The 18,989-nt window shown below is 38.7% G+C and carries 11 protein-coding genes; 9 read left to right on the top strand and 2 right to left on the bottom strand.

Annotated features, from left to right (window positions below; translation table 11 throughout):
- The first annotated feature begins 2 nt into the window (after positions 1-2).
- From EGI05_RS15215 to EGI05_RS15175, 9 genes are all read left to right on the top strand, one after another.
- The gene (locus EGI05_RS15215; RefSeq protein ID WP_123263882.1) at positions 3-974 is read left to right on the top strand and encodes a glycoside hydrolase family 130 protein; all 972 of its coding nucleotides are present in this window, start codon (positions 3-5) and stop codon (positions 972-974) included.
- A 126-nt stretch (positions 975-1,100) separates the two neighbouring features.
- Complete coding sequence (locus EGI05_RS15210) at positions 1,101-3,332, top strand: GH92 family glycosyl hydrolase (RefSeq protein WP_228428626.1); 2,232 nt, start codon at positions 1,101-1,103, stop codon at positions 3,330-3,332.
- Between the two features lie 29 nt (positions 3,333-3,361).
- Entirely contained in the window at positions 3,362-4,789 is a 1,428-nt protein-coding gene (locus EGI05_RS15205; RefSeq protein ID WP_123263880.1) for a glycoside hydrolase family 125 protein, read from the top strand.
- A 133-nt stretch (positions 4,790-4,922) separates the two neighbouring features.
- Positions 4,923-7,247: a glucosamine-6-phosphate isomerase gene (locus EGI05_RS15200; protein ID WP_123263879.1), complete on the top strand. Its 2,325-nt coding sequence runs from the start codon at positions 4,923-4,925 to the stop codon at positions 7,245-7,247.
- A gap of 59 nt (positions 7,248-7,306) precedes the next feature.
- Entirely contained in the window at positions 7,307-9,457 is a 2,151-nt protein-coding gene (locus EGI05_RS15195) for an endo-beta-N-acetylglucosaminidase H (RefSeq protein WP_123263878.1), read from the top strand.
- Between the two features lie 70 nt (positions 9,458-9,527).
- Entirely contained in the window at positions 9,528-11,915 is a 2,388-nt protein-coding gene (locus EGI05_RS15190; RefSeq protein WP_123263877.1) for an endo-beta-N-acetylglucosaminidase H, read from the top strand.
- 165 nt (positions 11,916-12,080) lie between these two features.
- Positions 12,081-12,944 (top strand): ROK family protein, encoded by an 864-nt coding sequence (locus EGI05_RS15185; protein WP_123263876.1) that lies wholly within the window; start codon positions 12,081-12,083, stop codon positions 12,942-12,944.
- A gap of 14 nt (positions 12,945-12,958) precedes the next feature.
- On the top strand, positions 12,959-15,232 hold the full coding sequence (locus EGI05_RS15180; RefSeq protein WP_123263875.1) for a GH92 family glycosyl hydrolase: 2,274 nt from the start codon (positions 12,959-12,961) through the stop codon (positions 15,230-15,232).
- A gap of 33 nt (positions 15,233-15,265) precedes the next feature.
- Positions 15,266-15,763, top strand: coding sequence for a cupin domain-containing protein (locus EGI05_RS15175; RefSeq protein WP_123263874.1), 498 nt, complete (start codon positions 15,266-15,268; stop codon positions 15,761-15,763).
- Between the two features lie 94 nt (positions 15,764-15,857).
- Here the strand turns inward: EGI05_RS15175 and EGI05_RS15170 are convergent, their stop codons facing one another.
- On the bottom strand, positions 15,858-18,542 hold the full coding sequence (locus tag EGI05_RS15170; RefSeq protein WP_185144977.1) for a TonB-dependent receptor domain-containing protein: 2,685 nt from the start codon (positions 18,540-18,542) through the stop codon (positions 15,858-15,860).
- A 67-nt stretch (positions 18,543-18,609) separates the two neighbouring features.
- On the bottom strand, positions 18,610-18,978 hold the full coding sequence (locus tag EGI05_RS15165) for a hypothetical protein (protein WP_123263873.1): 369 nt from the start codon (positions 18,976-18,978) through the stop codon (positions 18,610-18,612).
- Positions 18,979-18,989 lie beyond the last annotated feature (11 nt).

The raw sequence follows: 18,989 nt of genomic DNA, 5'->3' as shown, positions 1-18,989 counted from the left end.
TTATGACATCTCAATCAGTAATGATCCCTTGGCAGGATCGTCCGAAAGATTGCCGCGACGTGATGTGGCGATTCTCTGAAAACCCGATCATAGACAGGTACGCAATACCTACTTCCAACAGTATTTTCAATAGTGCAGTAGTGCCTTTTGAAGATGGATTTGCAGGAGTGTTCCGTTGTGATAATAAAGCGGTACAGATGAATATTTATGCGGGCTTCAGCAAGGATGGTATCAATTGGAAGATCAATCATGATCCTATAGAAATGCAGGCCGGGAATACCGAAATGATCGAGTCTGATTACAAATATGATCCCCGTGTTACTTTTATAGAAGACCGTTATTGGATTACCTGGTGTAACGGCTACAATGGTCCTACCATAGGTATTGGATACACCTTTGATTTCAAAGAGTTCTTTCAATGTGAGAATGCTTTTTTACCATATAATAGAAACGGAGTTTTGTTTCCGGAAAAAATTGATGGTAAATATGCCATGTTGAGCAGACCAAGTGATAACGGACATACACCTTTCGGAGATATCTATATCAGCTATAGCCCGGATATGAAATATTGGGGTGAACACCGTTGTGTAATGAAAGTAACACCATTTGAAGACAGCGCATGGCAATGCACAAAAATCGGGGCAGGACCTGTTCCTATAAAAACAGAGGAAGGGTGGCTTCTTTTTTATCATGGAGTAATCAATACCTGCAGAGGATTCAGATACTCTATGGGGGCTGCATTGCTTGATCTTGAAGACCCCTCAAAAGTATTGTACCGTACAAGACCTTATCTGTTGGCTCCGGCAGAAATGTATGAGCTTACAGGAGATATTCCCAATGTGATTTTCCCATGTGCGGCCATTACGGAAGGAGATAAAGTAACGGTATATTACGGAGCAGCGGATACAGTTGTTTCTATTGCCTTTGGATATATTTCAGAGATAATAGATTTTATGAAAAAGAATTCAATTTAAAACTGATGTAAAACGGTATGAAAATCATTGTGAATTTTGTTTTACTCCTATTTAAAATCATCATGATGGTTTTCATACTTTTAAGTAAACTCCTATCTTGAGGAACATTTTTGAGAGATCCTTATTATGAAAAAAGAACTGCTTATATTTTTATTTATTCTTCTGATTTCCAATGCTTCTGCCCAACAGCGAAAAGATGATGTTCTTTCCTGGGTAGATCCGTTCATAGGAACCGGAGGACATGGCCATACCTTTCCGGGTGCTACTACACCATTCGGGATGATACAGCTCAGTCCGGATCAGAATACCAAAAGCGGAGATTGGGACTGGTGTTCAGGATATCATTACAGCAGTAAAACCATAATGGGATTCAGTCACAACCATCTTAGTGGAACAGGTTGGGCAGATCTTGGAGATATTTTGATAATGCCTACAACGGGAGAAGTAAAAATGGTTCCCGGTTCAGAAGAGAAACCGGAAACCGGATATCGTTCCAAGTTCAGCCATGAAAGAGAAAGCGCTTCGCCGGGATATTATTCTGTGATGCTTGACAGCTATGGAATCAAAGCCGAGCTGACAGCTTCTCCAAGAGTAGGATTTCATAAATATACCTTCCCTAAAAGTGAAGAATCCAATATCATTATTGATCCCACCAACAAGATATTTGGAAATGTGTATCATACCCTTGTAAGTATTGAAGGGAATAATAAAATCAAAGGATATTGTTACAGCACCGGATGGGGCGGGAAAAGGTTCGCTTATTTTGTGATGGAATTTTCAAAACCTTTTAAATCCTATGGAGTTTATGCAGAAGGAAAAATAAAAAATAATGAAAGATTTGCCTTGGCCAAAGATGCCAAAGCGTTTGTGCGATTCTCTACCCAACAGAATGAAAGTGTTGAGGTGAAAGTCTCCTTATCTCCGGTAAGTATGGAAGGAGCACAGGAAAATTTTGATATCGAAGCGAAAAGCGTAGATTTTGCCAAAGCTAAAGAAACAGCACAGAATACATGGAGAGATCTTATCGGAAGATTCCAGGTAACAGGAGGAACGGATAATCAAAGAAAAATTTTCTATACAGGAGTATATCATATGTTCATTGCCCCTAATCTGTATATGGATGTGAATGGTGATTATGTAGCAGCACAAGAAAATATGAATACCAAATGGTTTACGAATTACAGTACTTATTCATATTGGGATGGGTTCCGTGCAACCCATCCGTTACTTACCATTATGGATCAGAAACATACGAAAGAGTTTGCTAATTCTCTGATTAGCAGATATACGGATAGAAAGGACCACATGCCGATTTGGGAATTATGTGGGTATGATAATTTCTGTATGCTTGGATATCACAGTGCTTCCGTAATTTGGGATGCTATTTCCAAAGGAGTGCCGGGGATTGATGCTGAAAAAGCATTTGCAGCCATGAAAGATGCTTCCTTAACAGATAAGATGAGCAGCAGTGACGGGGGAGGAGGCCTCAATGATTACATTAAATTAGGATATACCCCGTCAGAAAATGGAGCTTCTGTTTCAGCAACTCTGGAATATGCTTATGACGATTGGTGTATTCAACAATTGGCAGAAAAGCTTGGTAAAAAGGAAGATGCAGAAGTATATAAAAAACGTTCAATGAACTTCCTGAATACATTCAACAAGCAAAACAATCATTTCTGGCCAAAACAGAAAAACGGAGAATTTATCCCTGATTTTGCTTTGAATGACTGGAAAAAACTACAACCTCACTGGGTTTCAGGAAATATTTGGGCGTATGACTTTTTTGTTCCCCATCAGATTGATGAAATGATCAGTTTGTACGGGGGAAAGAAAGGATTTGAAGAAAAGCTGGACAAAACATTTACCGAAGAGCTTAAGATGGAAGGCGAACAGCATGTTGATATTTCAGGATTCATTGGGTCTTTAGGATTTGGAGATGAGCCGGGACATCATGTTCCATATCTTTATAATTATGCAGGAGCTCCATACAAAACCCAGAAAATGGTAAAATATATCCGCGACAATATGTATGCTGCAAAACCCGATGGAATTGTGAATAATGAAGACTGTGGGCAAATGTCGGCGTGGTATATTTTCTCTTCATTAGGATTTTATCCTGTGACGCCGGGAAAACCTGTGTATGCGATCGGAGCTCCACAATTTCCAAAAGTATCTCTACAATTGGAAAATGGAAAAACCTTTACTGTTATCGCGGATAAAATATCAGATAAGAATATCTATGTTCAGAAAATGTTTTTGAACGGAAAAGAATTTAAAAGCTGGGAACTGAATCACAGTGATATTATGAAAGGAGGGGAGCTTAGATTTGTAATGGGAAGCAAACCTGTAAAATAACGATAAAAAAATAACGAAATAAAGTATCAATGGAAAGGAGAAAATTTATAAAAACAAGTGCACTGGCAGGAGCAGGATTGCTGTTTACGCAGAATGTTTTTGCAAAAAGCTTACACATCGAAGAATTTCCTGTTGTCCGTGTTCCTAAAGATAAAAGACACTTTACCAGTGAAGCGGTGGAAAATGCAATTGCCGCTTTTAAAAAGAAAGTAAAAAATAAAGAATTGGCCTGGCTTTTCGAAAACTGCTTTCCTAATACATTAGATACCACTGTTTTTTATAAAGAAGCCAATGGAAATCCAGATACCTATGTAATTACCGGAGATATAGATGCGATGTGGCTTCGCGATAGTTCTGCACAGGTTTTCCCTTACCTGCAGTTTTCAAAGAAAGACGAAAAACTGCATAAACTTATTTCGGGTGTTATTCATAAACAGACAGAATTTATTCTGAAAGATCCTTATGCCAATGCATTCTATAATGATGAAAATAAGGTAAGCGAATGGAAAGAACATGATCATACGGATATGAAACCGGGAACCCATGAGAGAAAATGGGAAATAGACTCACTGTGTTATCCTATTCGCCTGGCGTATCATTTCTGGAAGACCACCGGAGATACAAAACCTTTTGACAATAAATGGTTGCAGGGAATTAAACTTACCTTGCAGACGTTTATAGAACAGCAAAGGAAAACCAATTTAGGTCCCTATAAATTCGAGCGTACAACATCCTGGGCTACAGATGGAATTCCGATGGGAGGATATGGCTATCCTACAAAACCTGTCGGACTCATCAATTCAATGTTCCGTCCAAGTGATGATGCTACTATTTATGCATTCCTGATTCCGTCCAATTTATTCGCTGTAGTAAGCCTGCGTCAGGCAGCGGAAATGGTTTCACAGATCAAAAACGAAAAAGCATTAGCTCAGCAGTTGAGCAGCCTTGCCGATGAGGTGGATGCTGCCATCAAAAAATACGGGATCTATGACCATCCTGAATATGGAAAAATATATGCTTTTGAAACCAATGGGTTTGGAAGCTATAACCTGATGGATGATGCCAATTGCCCAAGCCTGCTGGGATTACCTTATTTAGATGCGGTGAAGCCGGATGATCCTGTATATCTTAATACCAGAAAATATGTGTGGTCAAAAGATAATCCATTCTTTTTTAAAGGCAGACTGGCCGAAGGGATCGGAGGTCCTCATATCGGTCTTGACATGATCTGGCCGATGAGCATCATTATGAAAGCTCTTACCACAAAAGATAAAAGTGAGATCCGATGGTGCATAGAAACCTTACAGAAAACCCACGGAGGCACAGGTTTCATGCATGAGTCCTTTCACAAGGACGATGACAAGAAATTTACCAGGGCATGGTTTGCATGGGCGAACACATTGTTCGGGGAACTATTATGGAAAACCTTTAATGAAAATCAGGATTTATTGACGTAACAGATAAATAATATTCCGTTTTCTTTTTGAATGATAACATTGGCAAAGCTTGTTCGGGCATTGCTCGTGGAGGTATTGCTAAAAACGACCATATTCTTTTCAAACAAAAACAATACAGTAAAACTCTTGAAACATGGGAAACAGTGATCATTTTACTCCGGTAGAAAAATCATTTTTAAATGATTCTTTGAGAAACAATAAGGTGAATGTACCTTATATTGTGGTGGACAATTTTCCTAATCTGGGAATGCTTACAGCGTTTCGTTTTCTGGAATGGGTAAGCAAAAACCCAAAAGGGGTGATCAGTCTTCCTACAGGGAAAACCCCGGAATACTTTATTTTCTGGACCAAGCATATTCTTGAGAATTGGGATAAAGAAAATATTATAGAGCTTAGGAAAAAGCACCATTTGGTTTTCAATGAAAAACCATCACTGGCTGATCTTCATTTTGTTCAGATTGATGAATTTTATCCGATAGATTCATCACAGGTCAACAGCTTTTATCATTATGTGAACAAATATTACATTGAAGGTCTGGGTTTGAAACCGGAAAATGCATTGCTGATTAATTGTAAAGAAATTCCTCTGGCTTCAGGAAAAAGTATTCAGGAAATTTTTCCTGATAATAAGGTCAATCTCGAGCTGAGATATCGTGAAGCTCAAAACCCGTTAGAAGAATTACAGCAAGAATCCATTTTTCTTATTGATAACTGGTGCTCGGAATATGAGCAGAAAATCCGCAAACTGGGGGGGATCGGTTTTTTTCTGGGCGGAATTGGACCAGATGGACATATTGCTTTTAATATCAAAGGTTCTGACCCTTATTCCACCACACGATTAACCTCCACGAACTTTGAGACACAGGCTGTTGCAGCCGGAGATCTTGGCGGAATTGAAATTTCAAGAGAGCGATTGGTGATTACCATTGGGTTGGAAACCATTACGTATAATAAAAATGCAGTAGCTATCATATTCGCAGCGGGAGAAGCGAAGGCTCCCATGGTAAAAGATGCGCTGGAGCTTCCACCTTCCAATCTGTATCCTGCATCTGTTCTCACTCACCTTCCAAATGGCAGGTTTTATCTTACATCCGGGGCCGCAAGCTTGTTAAAAGACTCTGTTGATGAATATTATCATTCAGGAGATTGGTCTCAGGAGAAAACAGATAAAGCAATTATGAGCCTCACTGAAAAGCTGAACAAATATGCAGAACACATTACTTTAGATGACCTTAGAGCAGATCAGTACACCCGTCTGATTCCGGACCTCAATGAAAATACGGTTCAATCGGTTATTGATTCCATTAAAAATAAAATACAAAAAGGTACGGCCAGACTTGGAAATGAAATTTTTTACCACACAGGTCCGCATCATGACGATATCTCTTTAGGACTTTTACCTTATATCCACTATCAGTCAAGAGATGAGACCAATATATCCCATTATTCGGTTCTTACATCAGGATTCACGGCAGTTACCAATAAATTTTTGATAAAAATCCTGAATGATACCCTTTCTTTTATCAAAAAAGGAGATATAGAAATGCTTCAGTATCCGGATTTCTTTGAGATAGGATATAAAAATAAAAAAGATAAGGACGTTTATCATTACCTGATCAATATTGCTTCCGGAAATGCGGATGAGAAATCAAGGGCAGTTTCCCATAGGATGGTAAGGAATATAGTTGAGCTTTGGAGCCTGAAAACACAACAGGAGTTGGAAGAAAAGATCAGTGAAATTATTAATGTGATCAATTCCAGCTATGACGGGCAAAATCCGGCACCTAAGATCCAGACATTGAAAGGAATGATCCGTGAATATGAAGAAGAATTGGTCTGGGCGCATTTCGGGGTTAGGACAAAGAATGTACATCATCTCAGGCTTGGATTTTATACAGGAGCTATTTTCACGGAAAAGCCCAATAGGGAGAGAGATGTTATTCCGATCCTTCAACAGCTCAGAGACATCAATCCTACTGTAATAAGTTTAGCATTTGATCCTGAAGGAAGCGGACCCGATACTCACTACAAGGTTTTACAGGCTATCGCAGAAGCGGTAAGAGAATGGGGGAAGGAAAAAGATCTTTCTCAGCTTAAAATCTGGGGATATAGAAATGTATGGTATCAGTTCCATGCAGCGGATGTCACTCATATTTTTCCGGTATCACTCAATGCAATGAATACGATGGACGAGAGTTTCACCAATAGTTATCTGAGCCAGGTGGAGGCCTCTTTTCCAAGCTACCGGTACAACGGGAAATTCAGCAGTCTTTCTATCCAGACTTGGGTGGAACAATTGCAGGCAGTTCAGCTTGTATTGGGGAAACCCTACTTTTATGATAATGAAAGCCCAAGATTACGGGCCACCCATGGTCTCCTTTTTTTCAAAGAAATGAATGTGGAAGAATTTTTACGATCTGCCCGGGAGCTGGAGAAGTCAACAGAAGGAGTACTCTGATCTCACTTGAAATTTTGTTTCAACAATCTTATAAAAATCAACAAAAAAATGCTCTATTTATGAAAAAAATGAAACTCTTTTCTCTACTGGCTATACTTTTTATGTATGGCTCGTTATGTGCCCAAGGCAATAATCCTAAAGGAATTTGCTATGTGGAAGTGAATAATAACAATATCCTGAATGCAGGATCATACAAACTGCAGACATCTAATAAATACTTATTTGATGTGGTGAATATTTTTGCGGCCAATATCAACTATGATACAAGTCGTGGAAGAGCGTATTTATATAGTAATAATAATGTGACCAAAGTACTGACTAACGCACAGACCTATATTAAGCCATTACAGGATAAGGGGATGAAAGTGTTGTTGACTATTTTGGGAAACCATCAAGGTGCAGGAATCTGTAATTTCCCAACCCGTGAGGCGGCAAAAGATTTTGCTTTACAGCTTGCTCATACCGTTAATACCTATGGCCTGGATGGAATTGACTTTGATGATGAATATTCCGATTATGGAAATAATGGAACGGGGCAGCCCAATTCAAGTTCATTTGTAATGCTTGTACAGGAATTGAGAGCACTATTGCCTGATAAGATCATTTCGTTTTATTATTATGGTCCAGCTTCCTCAAGACTGTCTTGGAATGGGTTCAGGGTAGGAGATTACATCAACTATAGCTGGAACGCTATGTATGGTACTTTCTCTGCTCCCAATGTTCCGCCTCTTACCAATGCACAGATTTCTCCTGCAGCAGTTTGGTTGGGGAATACTTCCAATTCTACGACAACCAGTCTGGCGACTCAAACCAAGAATGGTAGCTACGGATTATTCCTTTGGTATGATCTTCATGGAACCAATGAGGCTACACAGCTTTCGGCAGGAACCCAAACATTATATGGAGAACAAACGGTGTTAAGCACTCCTTTACAGTCATGGTCGCAAGGGACGAACTGTGATGCGCCTATTGGATTATTAGCAAATAATCTTAACGGGACAAGCGCCAAATTGAATTGGACAGCAGTGGGAACCAATACTTATGATGTAGACTATAAGCTGGCAACTTCCAGTACATGGATCAACGCTGCAACAGCTACTGCCGCAACTTCCATTACCATATCCGGATTAACGGCAAATACTGAATATGATTGGAGAATCAGAACGAATTGTAGTGTGAAAAGCACCTATATGTTCGCACCAAGATTTAACAGTGGAACTGGAGTGGTACCTCCAACGGGGTCTTATTCTCTTTCTCTGGATGGAAGCAGTGAGTCAGGATCAGCCGGGAGTCTTAATTTAAACGGATCAGCATTATCTTTTGAAGGCTGGATAAAACCAGCATCTTTCAAGTCCGGGTTCCCTTACATCTCATCGATTATGGGAACTGAAGTAAGTGACAGCAATTCTGCCTTATTGAGATTGGGCGATGGAAATCTTGCCAATAACAAGCTTCAGTTTGTATTAAGCATCAATAATGTACAGCAAAAATTAGCTTCCAACACTGCATTGAATGCCAATACCTGGTATCATGTGGCAGCAACGTATGATGGTGCTACTATGAAAATTTACATCAATGGTGTTCTTGATGCCAGCAAATCCCAGACAGGAAGTGTGAATTCCAGCGGAGCATTCAATGTAGGATATTCATACAATATATCCAGAAACTTTAATGGTAAAATAGATGAGGTGAGAGTGTGGAAACGTGCCTTAAGCCAGACAGAGATCAGCCAGAATACATGTAACGTAACTCTTCCTGCTACTTCTCTTACAGCCTATTGGAAATTTAATGAAGGAAGCGGAACGTCTGTTCAGGATCATTCAGGAAACGGAAGTGCATTAGCATTAACAGGAGTAGATAATACGAACTGGTCTACAGATGTGGCATGTACTACGAGTACTCAAAAAGGTTTAGTTACAACAGAAAGTCAAAATCAAAAGGCTTTAGATGAACAAACTATTAAGAGACAAATAAAACTATATCCGAATCCGGTAAGCAGATCTTCTCAGCTTATGATTTCTGTTCCGGCGGAATTCAATAAAGGAAAACTAACAGTATATAGCTTAAGCGGAAGTGTTATAGAAACTCAAATACTCAATGTGGGTGATAATCAATATAATCCGTCCAAGTTGTCTACAGGGAATTATATCATTCAATTTGAATCTCAGAACGGAAGTCTGAAGCAGGTTGAAAGATTCATTATAAAATAATACATCTAAACCGGGGAGTTTCAATCAATAACATTCCCCGGTTTTATCAATCTTTAAAACTGGTTATACTATGAAGCAAAAATCTTTTCTTATTGTTCTTTTGATACTCATTTTTCAGGCAAAAACCCTGATCAATGCACAGCCGCTTAACCCTTTGGGAATATGCTATGTGGAAGTGAATAACAACAATATGCTGAATGCGGGTTCTTATACTCTGCAGACCAGCAATAAGCAGTTGTTTAATGTTGCCATCATTTTTGCGGCTAATATTAATTATGATGTGTCCAAAAGCAGAGCTTATATTTCCAATAATAATAATGTTTCCAAAGTTCTGAACGACGTCAATACATATGTAAAACCCCTGCAGCAAAAAGGAATAAAAGTGTTGCTGGATATTTTGGGTAACCATCAGGGAGCAGGAATCTGTAATTTCCCGACTCGTGAAGCTGCACGCGATTTTGCTCTACAAATTGCTCATACTGTTTACACATACGGCTTGGATGGCGTTGATCTGGATGACGAATATGCAGACTATGGAAATAATGGGACGGGACAGCCTAATAATAGCTCGTTTGTCATGCTTTTGCAGGAACTAAAAGCCGCGATGCCGGATAAACTGATCACTTTTTATTATTTAGGCCCTGCTACAACAAGACAGTCTTACAATGGTGATGCCGCCGGAAATTATATAGATTATAGTTGGAATGCTTACTACGGAACATACAATGCTCCTAGTGTACCACCTCTTACGAATACTAAGCTTTCTGCCGCGGCTACATGGATTAATAATACTTCTGCATCCACTCTTTCCAATCTGGCAACCAATACGATTAATGACGGTTATGGAGTATTCATGTGGTATGATTTAAAAGGAATAAATTCTGCAAGCTATTTAAGCACCGGATCAAACATTCTTTATGGTGAAAATACGGTATTGAGCGGGCCGTTGTATTCATGGACAGCAGGGACGACCTGTGATCCGCCTTTGGGGTTGGAAGCAACCAATATGACAGGAATTTCAGCTAAGCTAAACTGGACATCGAATGGAACTCAAACATATAATATTGATTACAAACCAGCCAATTCAACCACCTGGACTAATGTGGCAAGCAATTATTCAGGAAACAATATCACAGTCAATAACCTGACAGCGAATACGAATTACGATTGGAGAATACAAACCAATTGCTCTCCGACTTTAAAAAGTACTTACATCTTTGCGCCAAGATTCAATTCCGGGAACGGATGTGCTATTCCTACTGGTCTTACATCGGGAAGCTTTTTGGGAACGACTACACAATTGTCATGGGATGCAGGAACAGCCTCTTCTTACACTTTGCAATATAAAACGGCGGCAGCGGCCACATGGACTGAAATTCAGAATATTACAACCAATACTTATACGCTTCAGAATTTAACACAAAACACCAATTATGTGTGGAAAATACAAGCGGTATGTGGCTCTACAACTTCTGCATATTCATCGGAAGCATCATTTAACAGTGGATTTACTCCGGTTCAAAGCCCGGGAGCAAGATCACTTATTTTTAATGGAAGTACAACTTATCTTAACGCCGGACAATTTAATCTCAGCGGAAATGCTATAACATTTGAAGGCTGGGTAAAAGTGAATGCATTCAAATCAGCTTTCCCTTATATTTCATCTGTAGTGGGAGTAGAGGTGGGAGATAATAATTCGGCCATGCTGAGATTTGGCGACGGTAACCTTGCCAATAACAAGCTGCAGTTTATATTAAGTTTCGGGTCATCTCAGGTAAAGCTCAACAGCAATACAGGACTCAATACCAATACCTGGTATCATGTAGCAGCGACTTATGATGGAGCTTCCATGAAAATTTATGTTAATGGAAATCTCGATGCTAGCTCAAACGTTACAGGAAATTTTACCGCAAACGGGATCCTTTATCTGGCGAGAAATTATGACAATTCAAGAACACTTAATGGCTTCCTTGATGAGTTCAGGGTTTGGAAAAAAGCACTGACACCACAGGAAATTTCTAATAATAACTGTAATGTATCACCTTATTCAACGGGGCTTGAAGCCAACTGGAAAATGAATGAAGGCAGTGGCAACGGAGCCTTGGATACCACATCCAACACTCATTTCGCTACATTAGTGAATATGTCAGACTCAAACTGGAGTACTGATGTAGCTTGCACCACTTCATTATCTACAGAAAACAGTATTTTGAAAGATGAAAATAGCATCTATCCAAACCCTGTTAAAAAAGGGGAAGATATCCATTTTACCATCAAAGATAACTCTATCAATGAAGTATCGCTGTATGATATTTCAGGAAAGCTGGTAAAAAAACAAACCATTGATAAAAATAATGCTACGGTAAGTACTCAAAGCCTGTCCAGCGGTACTTATATCTATACCATAACATCAACAAAAAAACAGACTGCTTCTTCCGGAAAAGTAATTGTGAAATAAATCGTAAAAATGAAACTATACTGACGGAAAATTAAAATTAGGTGTAAAGTTGCAGTCTAAGATGGACAACAAGGAGCAATTTTCGTATGAAAATACTTAACTTGCTTTCTTGTTTGTCTATTTTAATTTCACAACGTAATTTATCAGTAAAATAAAGTAAAAATAATGCAAAATATACTAGGAATAGACATTGGGGGCTCACACATCACGATGGCTCAGGTACATCCGGAGAAGCGTGAAATTATAGGGTCAACCTATATCAGAGAACATGTCGATTCTTTTGAACCCCGGGAAATCATCTTTTCCGCATGGGTTTCCGCCATTGAAAAAGCTATATGGGATCTTGCTAAGGAAGAACTTTTAATAGGTATTGCCATGCCCGGACCTTTCGATTACGAGAATGGGATTTCTCATATGCAGCAAGGTAAATTTATGGATATTTACCAGGCAAATATTAAAGAAGAGTTAGCCCAAAGGTTATCTATTTCAAAGGACCAGATTTATTTTGTTAATGATGCAGCTGCCTTTTTGGAAGGTGAAGTATTCGGTGGTTGTGTAAAAGAATATAAAAGAATTTTTGGAGTAACCCTGGGAACAGGACTTGGAACAACCTTTTATGACGGAACAGTAGCTACCGATGAAGATTTGTGGGATTCACCGTTAAAAGACTCTATTTGTGAAGATTATTTGGCGACACGTTGGTTTATCAACCGTTATGCTGAACTCACTGGAGAAACAATTTCAGGGACTAAAGACCTCCTGGAAAAACCTGAAGACATCCAAACTAAAATGTTCGGTGAATATGCGGATTCTTTTGCTGAATTTATTACAAAATATGTCAGATCCTATGATCCGGAAGTCTTGGTCATAGGAGGAAATATTGCCAAAGCGTATCCTTATTTTGAAAAAAGATTTACTCAAAACTTAATTGAAAATAACATCCACCTACCGGTTAAAATTTCTGCCATTTTTGAGGATGCTGCTATTTTAGGCGCAGCAAGTTACGCTTTGAAAAAATCTAAAGAATAAATAAAAATTGTATAATGAAGTTTCTATTATCCACCTTCTTTATTGTATTGAATATTTTGGCATTCGGCCAGGATCTGTCTCCCGTTGATTATGTAAATCCGTTGATGGGGACCCAGTCCAAACCGTCTTTATCTAACGGAAACACCTATCCTGCCGTGGGACTTCCCTGGGGGATGAATCTCTGGACACCGCAAACCGGAAAAATGGGTGACGGATGGGCATACACTTACGATGCAGATAAAATAAGAGGCTTTAAACAAACGCATCAGCCGTCTCCCTGGATGAATGATTATGGCGCATTTGCCATAATGCCGGGAGTGGGAAAATTAAAATTCAAAGAAGATGACCGGGCAAGCTGGTTCAGTCATAAGGCAGAAGTGGCCACACCTTACTTTTATAGTGTTTATCTCGCGGATATCAATGTAACTACGGAGTTTGCCCCTACTGAGAGAGCTGCTTTCTTCAAATTTGACTTCCCTAAAACAGACAGTGCTTATGTGGTTATTGATGCCCTTAACAGAGGATCATATATTAAAATTCTTCCGAAAGAAAGAAAAATTATAGGTTATACCACAAAATATTCCAGAGGGAAATATGAGAGCTTTAAAAACTATTTCGTCATTCAATTTGATAAAGGCTTCGAAGTAACGAAGGCATGGAAAGACGATCAGTTTGTAAATAACCAATTAGAGATCACAAGTGATCACGCAGGAGCGGTGGTTGGATTTAAACTAAAAAATAAAGAATCTGTTTATGCTAAAGTAGCCTCTTCATTCATCAGTTTTGAACAGGCAGAACTCAATTTGAGCAGAGAGATTGGAAAACGTGATTTTGAGCAGGTGAAAACCGATGCCAAAAACATCTGGAACAAAACTTTAGGAAGAATTGAAGTGAAGGGAGGAACCGATCAGCAGATAAGAACTTTTTATTCCTCTTTATACAGAACATTATTTTTCCCGCAAAAATTATATGAGATTGATGCTCAAAATAAAATAAAGCATTGGAGTCCTTACAACAGCAAGATTTTAGACGGAAGAATGTTTGCCGGAACGGGTTTTTGGGATACTTTCCGTGCATTATATCCTTTTCTGAATCTGGTTTATCCAAGCATCAATGTAGAAATGCAGGAAGGACTGGCTAATGCTTTCAAGGAAGGAGGTTTTCTGCCGGAATGGAGCAGTCCGGGATATTCCGACATTATGATCGGAAACAATTCTGCTTCTGTAGTGGCAGACGCCTACATCAAAGGACTTCGTGGTTATGATGTAGAAACCCTTTGGCAGGCAGTGAAACATGGAGCAGATCATGAAGGGCCGATCAGTGCGGTAGGTCGTAAAGGTGTAGAGTATTACAATACATTAGGCTATGTTCCGTATGATGTGAAAATTAACGAAAATGCTGCCAGAACGTTAGAATATGCATACGATGATTTTTCCATTTATCAATTGGGAAAAGCGTTGGGAAAACCGGAATCCGAAATTGAAATCTATAAAAAAAGAGCCTACAATTATAAAAACCTGTTTGATCCTGAATCAGGTTTAATGCGGGGTAAAAATAAAGACGGGAAATTTCAGTCTCCGTTTAATCCTTTCAAATGGGGAGATGCTTTCACTGAAGGAAATAGTTGGCATTATACGTGGTCCGTTTTCCAGGATATTGATGGCCTGGCTAAATTAATGGGCGGCAAAAAGAAATTCGAGGCCAAACTGGATGAGGTTTTCTCACTTCCTCCGATTTTTGATGACAGCTATTATGGCAGCGTAATCCATGAAATCCGTGAAATGCAGATTATGAATATGGGGCAGTATGCACATGGAAACCAACCGATTCAGCACATGATCTATTTATACAATTATGCAGGGGCACCATACAAAACCCAATATTGGGCAAGACAGGTGATGGATAAATTATATTATGCAACACCGGATGGCTATTGCGGAGATGAAGATAACGGGCAGACTTCTGCCTGGTATGTATTTTCAGCTTTAGGATTTTATCCGGTAACGCCTGCCACAGATCAGTATGTTTTGGGGGCTCCATTATTCAAACAGGCAATAATTCATTTGGAAAATGGAAAAACAATTGACATAAAAGCACCGGAAAACAGTGCAAAAAACCTTTACGTACAATCATTGAGCGTAAATCTTCAACCTTATTCCAAAAACTGGTTAAGCCATAAGGAACTCATGAAAGGAGCGGTTTTAGACTTCCATATGGATGATCGGCCGAATAAAGAAAGAGGATCACAGGAAAAAGATTTCCCGTATTCTATGTCAAAAGAGAAATAATAAAACAGAAATACTATTAAAAGAGAAAAGGATATGAGTGCAGAGAAACAGCAAATATTTGAGAAAGTAGAAAAAATGTTGACATCACAAGGGTTTAATCTTGTTGCCAAAGATGATACAAGACCTTGGGGAGGTTTTTTCGTAATTGATGAAAATCAGGCACAGGATTTTGCCAATCAGTATTTTGACGGGATTGATGTTGAAAATCTGAGAATTGGAGGAAAACTAAGCCCTAAAATCCTTGTGGTAGCCCCAAATGCAAGATTAAGCTGGCAATATCACCACAGGAGAGCTGAAATCTGGCAGGTAGTGGAAGGAACAGTGGGAATAAAAAGGAGCAATACCGATGAAGAAGGTGAGTTAAAAGAATATCAGCCAAAAGATCAGGTAAAGCTTCAGCAAGGAGAGAGACACCGTTTGATCGGTTTAGACGGATGGGGAGTAGTTGCTGAAATCTGGCAGCATACTGATGCATCCAATCCTTCAGATGAAGATGATATTGTGAGAGTGCAGGATGATTTCGGGAGATAAATAAAAAACAGCTTCAATATTGAAGCTGTTTTTTATTTAGTTAGGAAGATTAGGCAGCTAATATTCCCGGCTTAATTCTTCCAGTTTTCTGTCTTTAAAACGTCACATCCAGACCCACATAAAAGTTAGCTTTCATGATCGGGGCATACACCATTCCACCATCAAAATAATTTCCGAAAGGATTTTTAAAATCGATGATAGGGTTTTCCTGCTGATAAGACGTTAAATTCTCTCCGCCGAGATAAGCTCTCAATTTTTTATTGAAGTTTCTTGAAATCTGGGCATTCAGCACCGCATAAGAATTCGAATAAGCCGGAAGCTGAAATTCTGCAGGATTCCCGGACATATCAGGAAGCCTTTGCTTTCCTACCCAGTTTAAGGTAGTGTCGAAGCTCCAGAATCCTCCTTTGCTGTTTTTATTGGTCGCATAAGCTAGGTTCATAAATCCTCTATGCTTTGCCATAAAAGGAATTTCTCTTCTTCCCTCCAGATAGTCCGCCTGAACATCATAATATTTATAGGCCAGCCTTACATCAAAGTTTTTGAAAGGAGTGAAATCCCATTGTGTTTGAAAACTGTTGGCAAAAGACCTTCCTTCAAGATTATAGAACGTTAATTGTTGAGGTGATCTGTCCAGATCTACCAAAACCTGATCTTGGAAATCTGTTCTGAAAAAATCAGCCACAATACTGGATTTTTTTCCAAAAAGTTTGAACTCCTGTTGTAAACTTATTCCATAATTCCATGCAATTTCAGGTTTTAATCCATAAATATTCCCTCCGTTTTGCAGAATCTGAATACTACGGTTTGATGCAAAATATTGCTGATTTTCCGCAAAAACAGAAGCCGTTCTGAACCCTCTTCCTGCAGAAAGTCTTACGATGGTTTGTGGAGTGAAGTCATATTTGAAATTTAATCTTGGAGTGAATTGTGTTCCTGCAAGATTATGAAAGTCAGCTCTTGCACCGGCCACCAAAGTATATTTTAACCCTGTTAAAGTATATTCTGCAAAAATACCCGGAACAATTTCATTTCTTTTATAATTATCCGTTAAGTAGGTCTCATCATACCCATCATATAGAAAACTTGCTCCTGCTTTATATTTATGATTGGTATTACCGAGAATACTTTCAAAAATTAAATTGGAATAATACGTGTGCTGTTTCCCGGAATAATTTCTCAATCCGAAAAAGCTGTCCTGCTGATGATACACATATTGATTCATCCAGCCTAGGCTCTGATATGGCTTTCCTTTAAAAACATATCCTGTTTTATTCCAAACCTGGAATCTTGAAATATTGATTCCCACACCATAAGCAGATTGCTCATCCTGGTCCAATTGCTTATTGAATCCCGTTTGTCCTGCCGTTCTTTCATCTTTAATAAAATTAATTCCAAAATGCGAACCTAAACCGGACTTTTCTAAATCGTTGTAATTTAATAAGTAAGCTGCGTTTAATTGGGTTCCTTTAGGTCTGTCCAGAAACCCGTCGTCATTCATATCCGTGTTTCCGAAAGTGCCGTTTCCATGCAATAAAAAAGTCTGCGACCATTTCTCATTAATAGGAGCAACACTTGTAAAATTAGCTTCCGCTCTTCCATTAAAATCTGAAAAAAGATTCAATGAAGTCTCTGGTTTTTCTGAATTTTTTAAAAGTTCCGTGTTGATTTGTCCAGTAATACTTTCATAACCATTCGTTACAGTACTTCCTCCTTTTGTCAGCTGGATGCTTTCAATCCATCTTCCTGGAATGAAATTCAATCCATAAGCGGACGCAAGACCTCTGATTTCCGGCAAAAGTTCCTTGGTCAGGCTTGTATATTTTTGATCCAGACCTAACATTTTTAATTGTTTTGTACCCGTAACTGCATTACTGAAAGAAACATCTACTGTAGCATTGGTTTCAAAACTTTCGGATAAATTACAGCATGCTGCTTTTAACAGTTCCTTTTTATCAATATTGAAAGTTAAACCGGCCTCTTTTTTACTTAAAGCAGTGGGCGCTTTTGAACCGGATATGGTAACACCTTCGATTTTATTTTCATGATCAGCATGATTATTTTCTGATGCCACATTATGATTTTCATGTGCAGATGACGTTTCTTCTTCAAAATGGACTTTTGGATTCGTTGCCCCCATTGGAATTTCCCTGTCATAAAGACAACATCCCGGAAGATCGTTATAGACATCATCAGAAGCTTTGTACTTTTCATTATCATGTCCTACTTCGGCAATCTTTTTTAAAATTTTGTCTGCTGACGTTTTGGAAGCATCAAATTGCAAAATAACTGTTTGTGTTTCTGCACTCCATTCTGCTGAACTGGCACCTGCGTCTTTAGCTGCCTTTTCAATTCTTGCTTTACAGGAACCACAATTCCCTTTTACATAAAACTCATTTTCTTTTTTATGCTGATGATGTTGTGCTTCTGTTTGAGAAGAAGGCTGCAGATCTCTTTCATAATGGCAACATCCCGGAAGGCTTTCATATGTTTCATCTGCTGCTTTGAATTTTTCATTGTCGTGCCCCGCCTCCGCAACTTTTTTAAGGATATCATCAGTAGAAATATTGCTCTCTGTTTCTAACGTCAATATTTGTGTATCAATAGAATATCTTGCTTCTTTAGCACCTGCTTTTTTAGCAGTGGTTTCTATTCTTTCCTTACACATATCGCAGTTTCCTCTTACCTGGAACTGGCTTTTTGATAGGTTTTGAGCAAAAATAAAAGATGTTGATAATAAGAATAAACCAAGAATTAACTTGGAAATATATAATTTCATTTTGTTTAGAATTTAGATTAATTAAAAAACCGTTCATTAAATGATAATGAACCTAAATGTATTTTAATTAAGCTATTTTAGGCGGTTGCCAGATTTCTTTTAAACGGTCTGAAATATGGGGATCAGAATACTGGAACTGTAAGTTCTTATTGGCTTTATAATAAGATAATTCCAGATTCAGGCTTTTAGAAAAAGGGGTTTCTATGAAAGTATAACAGGCAATGCAGGAAGAACAGCAGTCATCGTTACATGATTTTGTTTTTTCCTGATGATGTTTGGAAGAAGGAGCGGACTGGTGATTTTTGCAGCAGTCGTCACCTGTTTTAGAATCTGCTTTACAGCAGGTTTCTTTGGCAGATAAATTATAGAAGTTATCCTTAGGAACCAGAAAAATTCCCAAACAGAAAATGACCGTCAGAATCTGCAATAACTTCATGAGACAAAATT

The organism is Chryseobacterium daecheongense, from assembly GCF_003729955.1.
GTDB lineage: Bacteria > Bacteroidota > Bacteroidia > Flavobacteriales > Weeksellaceae > Chryseobacterium > Chryseobacterium daecheongense.
The sequence above is the reverse complement of the archived record's forward strand: the minus strand, read 5'-3'. Positions and strand labels throughout refer to the sequence as shown.